This is a genomic window from Cognatiluteimonas weifangensis (assembly GCF_003416885.1).
GTDB lineage: Bacteria > Pseudomonadota > Gammaproteobacteria > Xanthomonadales > Xanthomonadaceae > Cognatiluteimonas > Cognatiluteimonas weifangensis.
This window is the reverse complement of the sequence record NZ_QVPD01000021.1, coordinates 1-6,454: the sequence shown is the minus strand read 5'-3', so window position 1 is coordinate 6,454 and position 6,454 is coordinate 1. Positions and strand designations below refer to the sequence as shown.

Below are 6,454 nucleotides of genomic sequence, written 5' to 3'. Positions count from 1 at the left end.
GAACTGTCCGGGGCGCAATGCCAGGCTGCCGAGCGCCAACGCAGTGCAACCGAAGCGACGCCGTTGCCTTGCCGCGACGCAACTGCAGTGACCGACGGATATCCGACGACTGCGAAAGCAAACCGAGCGATTGCCCGACCCGCATAACGCCTAAGTTAAGCCGAATTGCAGCGCGTAGCTGGCAGCATGGCAAGCTGTATCTGCCATGCTGACGGCGTAGCGATGCAATTTCGGCTTGAACGCATTGTTAGGCCTCCGGCTCCTGATCTTGGGCCAAGTACACATCAAACCAGAAGTCCACGCCAAGCTGCCCGAGTTGGGTCATTTGACTGGGATCCATAGTGGGGCCGCCATTGCCCCAGCTTGAGTCCCAGCGGCAACAAATGTCTACGAGATAGCCGCGGGAAAGTAGCTCGGCAAGTGCTGGTCCTCTTCCCGAAATGCGCTCAAGCAACCACTGCACGTGGTGCCGAGAATCGAGGCTGCTTACGTGCTCGCGTGAATCCAAGAACCAACCCGGCTGACGGCGTTTGCGGCCTGGCTTCAGGGTTGCCAGATCGCCGGCCGCTTGGGTGGAGGTTGGCTCGACGCCGAGAAGATTCGTCACCTCATCTAAATCCAGACTCTCATGCATTACGCGAAGCCAGACATGCGTGTAAGCACAACTGGCGTAGTCAGGATCAAATGCGGACATGTTTCACCTGAGGCCTAACGCCTAAGTTAAGCCGAATTGCAGCGCGTAGCTGGCCACATGGCAAGCTCTTTCTGCCATGTGGGCGGCGTAGCGATGCAATTTCGGCTTTAACGCAATGTTAGGGAGCACCTTGGCTTACCTCGGCCATCAGTTTCACGGCCAAATCCGCGTTGCGCCTGCTATTGAAACTCTCGTCTAGTTGAACAAGGAAATAGCCCAGGCGCTGGGTGAAAAATACGACGCAAGTCTGATGAAGGGCCCGATCAGGGTTGCTGGGCGCTGGGTCATTTGGAGATCCACCGACAAATGTGGTCAGCTGGACAAGCTCATCGTTGGTAAGTCGGAATTGCTCCACCACTTCAGATACCTGCCGCAGGAGGATGGGGTTGCCGTCCTCCATTCCCGCGAATGCAAAGTTGTAGGTCAAATAGCTATCCCCCAGAAAGAGCAGGGCGATAGTCGAGTTTTGGCCCGCGATCTTCGGCACTGCTCGTTCCTCGCTCCATAGCTCTAGGGAATCGAGGCACCCATGCTTTGTATATTCTAAAAGATCGGATTCGCGAATCGCGCGTGCGATTTCCACGCTAGCGTTTGACTCTTGCGCGGGCAAACCTGCGCAGGCTGAGAGCAATGCAGACATCGCCAACAAGTACCAAGATCGCTTCATGTGCGGCCTAACACCTGAGTTAAGCCGCGCCGCGAAGCGGCGTCGGCTTGAATGAATTGTTAGGCCGCGGCACTGAGCTGCTCCAGTGTGACGTGTTTGGTCTCGCCCTCAGCGCTAACGACAAGCTCCAGAAGCAGTGCCAAGCCATTGTTTGTTGGAACCAGGCACTCTACCGAGGCAAGAAGCCCAGCGTCGTTTGCCTTGAAGTACGTTACTGCCGCCGTATGCCCGCGACGGGGATCAAGGCCATTGGCCCCGAGATTCGCGAGACCAGCCAACATATCCTCGCGAATTGCCAGGGCTGTGTCGCGGCCGAGAGCCACAGCGTATCCAAACTGTGCCGCCAGATGCGGGAAATCTGATGAGCGAAGAAGCCGAACGGCCTCAGCCCCGAAACCGGCAAGTGTGGCTTCTTGTAGATGGCTATCCGATATCTGCATGAGCGGCCTAACGCCTGAATTAAGCCGAGCCGCGTAGCGGCTTCGGCTTGAATGAATTGTTAGGCCTCATTGGCGCAACCGTTTCCATGCGTTCTTAACAAGGCCAACGCCTAGAGCGAGGCCGGCACCAGCCACACCTATACGTCCGTGGCCATCTTGGACGTCTAGGGCAAAGTGAGCAATAACCATGGATGAGCCGGCGGCCGCGAGGAGCAAGCCAACCACTAGTTGGCCGATTGGACCTGAAACCTGCGGTGATCCAAACACGAAGCGTAAAAAGACCCGGCCTGACCAAAGAAATAGAACCAAGCCAATAAACAACCCCACGACAACAAATGCGTCCGTCTTCCCGGCCAGGAGGAGGCGAGCCGAGAAATAGGAGACTGCCCCCATTGCGACGCATAAGAGCAAAGAGGCGAATACTCCGACGAAGCGCTCGCTCTTGGTCGGTAAGCGATCGAAATTCTGCATGAGGCCTAACGCCTGAATTAAGCCGAGCCGCGTAGCGGCTTCGGCTTGAATGAATTGTTAGGGCGCGCGAACCGAACTGACAACAATCACGCCTACATAGAACAGCATAAGTAACGGAAGCAAGATACGGATACGGCGCACATATGGGACAGCTGCGCCACTGAGTAAGCGGGTTCTTGAGCTAAAGGCAACACCGAGGACAGCCAAGCCAACATTCGGATCCGCGATGCGAGGCATGCCTGAGTAAAAAAAGCTCAGGGAGCCTTTGCGGTATACCCAGTCCGGTCGTTCTGCGGCTATGACACCATGCAACTTCACGAGCGCGTGGAGATAAGCAATGGTTGCAGCAATCAAGAAGAAGGCTACGATTGGCTCAAGAACGTTCACGAGTGCGCCCTAACGCCTGAATTAAGCCGAGCCGCGAAGCGGCTTCGGCTTGAATGAATTGTTAGAGCTGCGGCCGGGTTGTTGCACCGAAGGCTCTATACGCGTGTTTGCGAAAAATGAGCGTCCGATAGACAACAACGAAAACATGAGCGCCGACTCCGTATGGGAAGTTTTTATCCGCGGGGGTCTCCGCAGCGACTATGCGCCCATCGGCCAGTCGGATGGTAAGACTATTCCAATCCGTGTGGATGTAGCCAGGGTTGCTATTGGCGATTACAGACCCAGAGATTGTCTGCTCCACATATGCGGGTGGATCAAAGGCGAATGCCAGAAACAGGGCGAATGCGCCTGCAAGAAGCCATGACCAGACAAGCCTTCTACTTGATGCGCGCAAATCCATCAATGCAGCTCTAACGCCTGAATTAAGCCGAGCCGCGCAGCGGCTTCGGCTTGAATGAATTGTTAGGGCCCATGCTAGCGGAACTCCCAAAGCAGATCGTCTGGGGCAAGTGTGAGGGTGCCGACCTGGTTGAGCACCAGACCCTCGGCAACCATGAAGCCAATGCCCGCCGGGCCGAAGTAGCGCGGGAATTGCCAAGAAGGCAAGAAGCCTTGAACGACGAGAAGGCAATCTCCTGACTCTGTGACCTCACGGTACGTGGTGAAAGAAACGACTTGCGAGTTGATGCGTTCCAACTCAGATGAACTCTCCGGCAGCGACATGAGTGCACTTAGAGGAAGCGCGCCAAGGCGCTCAACTCGGGAAAGAATCCGGCTGCAAAGCTCACGAAGCTTAGGATTGCGGCTGCGCGATAGATCCGAGCACTTCCCACTTCCGATTGCGATACGCATACCAATGGGGCCTAACGCCTGAATTAAGCCGAGCCGCGCAGCGGCTTCGGCTTGAATGACTTGTTAGGCCGCAAACTCACTATGCGGCCCACACTTGAACTGCAACGAGGGCGGCATTAACAGCTGTAAGGCCCAAAATTACCCAGGTGAGCGTGCGAATGGTGCGCGTCAGCTCAAGCATACGCGTGCTCTCACGTGCCATTTGTCTCCGCGCGATCTCCTCACGGTAGAAGCCTGTCCCTACGACAGTGTTAGCTGCCGCAGCATCGTAGCGGGCAATCAGATCCTCGTCCGACAGCGCCTCAAGTTGAGCGTGCTTTGGAATGTAGCCCATGATCTGCCTTTTGCGGCCTAACGCCTGAATTAAGCCGAGCCGCGTAGCGGCTTCGGCTTGAATTAATTGTTAGGCCCTGTCATGGAATCGCGCTTGCTGTGCCAGCGTATGTGAGCCGGCTTGTCTGCACCCAACCGCTCGTGTCTTGGCCAGTCTTAGGGTGTAAGTACATCACGTAGGTCCACGTGCGAAATTCCTGATACGCCACCACCTCGTCTTTCGGAATAACGAATTCTTTGGCGCGGCACTCATTGGATGGGGCCGAGTGGAAGTAAAGCCGGCCCTCGCCTGTAACCTTAAAGGTGGCGCGCGGGATGATCTGCCCACCGGTTTCGTCTGCGAATTGCGCTAGCTTCTCGCACTCGGTGGCTTGGACCAGCGAGCTGGCGGCAAGCAAAGCAGTAAGAACTACAAGTTTCATTTGAACTCCATACAAGGCCTAACACCTGAGTTAAGCCGCGCCGCGAAGCGGCGTCGGCTTGGACGAATTGTTAGCGCTCATACCGGATAGGTTGGAGTGCAGCGCTCTTGTAAAGCGGGTGCCCCGGATGGCCACTTTTTAGTTTGACCAAACAGTGCGGGTCACGCAGTTCTTTCAGCACAGCCTGGTCACGCTGCCGGTAAGAGCCAGACCCGCTCCAAGCACACACAACCAATGCTGCCTCCTGTTGCAGCTTTGCCAACGCTGCATCGTTTTTCGGGCCGACAGGGTCCGTGGCTCTAAACAGGCCCGCTTGGTCTGTTGAGCGGAATGCGAACAGGTTGCCAAGCAGCAAGCCACCATAGCCCCAGCGCTTCGCATAATTGATGCAGACACGCGACGTGTTGTCCTCAATCTCTGCGTCTGCAGTGGAAGGGTTGAGCCCGATAAAGAGCACCAGCGGCTTAGTCTCGTCCCAAACGCGACGAAGCTCGTAGCGATAGCTCTGACACTTCGAGACGACGGCAGACTTCTTCATGAGCGCTAACGCCTGAATTAAGCCGAGCCGCGTAGCGGCTTCGGCTTGAATGAATTGTTAGGCCTCAGCTTTGGGCTGCGACCATTTGCTTGACGAGGTGCTGGAGGCCAAAGACTACGGCACCGCTAATTACAGGGGAAAGATAGTAGCTAAAGAGCCTCCACCGGCGATTCTTGAATGGATCCTCAAAGAATCGCCATTGCGCGTTTGAGACGCGAACGCCGAAGTAGAGTGCGAAGGCTACTGATAGGCCAATCCATGCAACTTTGGCCGCGACAAAGCCAAAGCGAACATCTGCATATTGAAAGGCGACGATTACCAACAGCCACTCGAAAAGCTGGAAGACGACAGGTACGGAATCTAGGACACGGTATGTAAATCGGGGCGCCTCGATGCGCGTGCCGTCCGCCATGGTCTTGTCGTAGGTCACGTCACTGTCCCCTGAGGCCTAACGCCTGAATTAAGCCGAGCCGCGCAGCGGCTTCGGCTTGAATGAATTGTTAGGCCTTGCGACCCGGAAAGGTGACTGCTACCACTAGTCCCGCCGCGAAGCCTATGCCGATGGACACCAAGCGTGGGCCAAAATAAGTCTCCGCGATGCGCCAGCCAAAATAGGCGCCAATGAGGGTGAACGCGCCGACTCGAAAGCGATCCATGAAGCGCCGTGTCGTGGCGCCCGCGTGAGTGAGCGGCTCAAGCTTGGCCCGTTCCTGCGAGGTAAGGACCTCAGCAGCCGAATTGGGTTTTTCCAGATCCATCTGGTCTCTCCCAAGCAAGGCCTAACGCCTGAATTAAGCCGAGCCGCGAAGCGGCTTCGGCTTGAATGAATTGTTAGGACTCACTTGCGGCGGTGAGTCCGCGCAAAAGCCTAACGACAAGCCGTTTTTCCTCACGACCGAGGCCGCGAAAAATAGAAAGGAGTAATTGTTCGTCCTCGCGGAGGGCGGCTGAATCGGATGATGATGCTCCATCACCGTATACGAGCCAATCTGGACTGCATCCGAGAGCGCGAGCCATCTGCAGAAGTGCATCGCCATTTAGCGACCGTGACTTGCCCCTCTCCAGGTTGGACAAGGATTGCTGGGTAATGCCACTTTGGCTAGCTAGCTCGGCCTGACTGAGGCACGCTCGCTCTCGAGCGGACTTAATTCGATCACCCAGCTGCATGATGTGAGTCCTAACGCCTGAATTAAGCCGAGCCGCGAAGCGGCTTCGGCTTGAATGAATTGTTAGGCCTCAGCTACGAAGCCTGATTAGAACGATAGGGACTTGCGGCAGCCCATAGCATCCAAAAGTTAGCTACCGACAGTAAGGGAGGTAATGAGCTGAGACCGGCCAGCCAAGCGTTGCGCCCTTGATACTTTGCTGCCCTGGCCAAGAACCAGGCCGCTGGCAAGTTGACAGCCCAGACAAAGAGGATGACCAGATCTATCTCAAGGCCGAGGTACGAAAGCAAAGCGCTGAGGAGCAAACCGCCAAGAATCTCTATCAGAAGGACGTAGCCGGCTCTGCGGAGGTTCTTTTCACGTTGAGAGAATCTGGACATGAGGCCTAACGCCTGAATTAAGCCGAGCCGCGAAGCGGCTTCGGCTTGAATGAATTGTTAGGCCGCGTATCCATGCAACAGCTAGAGCGCGACCTAGAAGAACA

The 6,454-nt window shown here is 56.0% G+C and carries 11 protein-coding genes; 1 reads left to right on the top strand and 10 read right to left on the bottom strand.

Annotation, left to right across the window (positions count from 1 at the left end; genetic code table 11):
• Positions 1–247: 247 nt before the first annotated feature.
• Complete coding sequence (locus tag D0Y53_RS12430) at positions 248–694, bottom strand: DUF4279 domain-containing protein (RefSeq protein ID WP_117203646.1); 447 nt, start codon at positions 692–694, stop codon at positions 248–250.
• A 118-nt stretch (positions 695–812) separates the two neighbouring features.
• A complete protein-coding gene (locus D0Y53_RS12770; protein WP_147319077.1) occupies positions 813–1,277 on the bottom strand; it encodes a hypothetical protein in 465 nt (154 codons plus the stop codon).
• 131 nt (positions 1,278–1,408) lie between these two features.
• Between D0Y53_RS12770 and D0Y53_RS12765 the strand changes: the two genes are divergently transcribed.
• Positions 1,409–1,723: a hypothetical protein gene (locus tag D0Y53_RS12765; protein ID WP_147319076.1), complete on the top strand. Its 315-nt coding sequence runs from the start codon at positions 1,409–1,411 to the stop codon at positions 1,721–1,723.
• Between the two features lie 144 nt (positions 1,724–1,867).
• Here D0Y53_RS12765 and D0Y53_RS12760 read toward each other — a convergent pair whose 3' ends face one another.
• From D0Y53_RS12760 to D0Y53_RS13315, 8 genes are all read right to left on the bottom strand, one after another.
• Positions 1,868–2,272: a hypothetical protein gene (locus tag D0Y53_RS12760; protein ID WP_147319075.1), complete on the bottom strand. Its 405-nt coding sequence runs from the start codon at positions 2,270–2,272 to the stop codon at positions 1,868–1,870.
• Between the two features lie 861 nt (positions 2,273–3,133).
• Complete coding sequence (locus tag D0Y53_RS12425) at positions 3,134–3,511, bottom strand: hypothetical protein (protein WP_147319074.1); 378 nt, start codon at positions 3,509–3,511, stop codon at positions 3,134–3,136.
• Positions 3,512–3,590: 79 nt separating this feature from the next.
• Entirely contained in the window at positions 3,591–3,845 is a 255-nt protein-coding gene (locus D0Y53_RS12755; RefSeq protein WP_147319073.1) for a hypothetical protein, read from the bottom strand.
• A 79-nt stretch (positions 3,846–3,924) separates the two neighbouring features.
• Positions 3,925–4,266, bottom strand: coding sequence for a hypothetical protein (locus D0Y53_RS12750; RefSeq protein ID WP_147319072.1), 342 nt, complete (start codon positions 4,264–4,266; stop codon positions 3,925–3,927).
• A gap of 70 nt (positions 4,267–4,336) precedes the next feature.
• A complete protein-coding gene (locus tag D0Y53_RS12420) occupies positions 4,337–4,804 on the bottom strand; it encodes a DUF1643 domain-containing protein (RefSeq protein ID WP_117203644.1) in 468 nt (155 codons plus the stop codon).
• Between the two features lie 64 nt (positions 4,805–4,868).
• Positions 4,869–5,234, bottom strand: a complete 366-nt coding sequence (locus D0Y53_RS12745; protein WP_147319071.1) for a hypothetical protein — start codon at positions 5,232–5,234, stop codon at positions 4,869–4,871.
• Positions 5,235–5,304: 70 nt separating this feature from the next.
• Entirely contained in the window at positions 5,305–5,562 is a 258-nt protein-coding gene (locus D0Y53_RS12415) for a hypothetical protein (protein ID WP_117203643.1), read from the bottom strand.
• A gap of 73 nt (positions 5,563–5,635) precedes the next feature.
• Positions 5,636–5,974, bottom strand: a complete 339-nt coding sequence (locus D0Y53_RS13315; RefSeq protein WP_425477033.1) for a helix-turn-helix domain-containing protein — start codon at positions 5,972–5,974, stop codon at positions 5,636–5,638.
• Positions 5,975–6,454 lie beyond the last annotated feature (480 nt).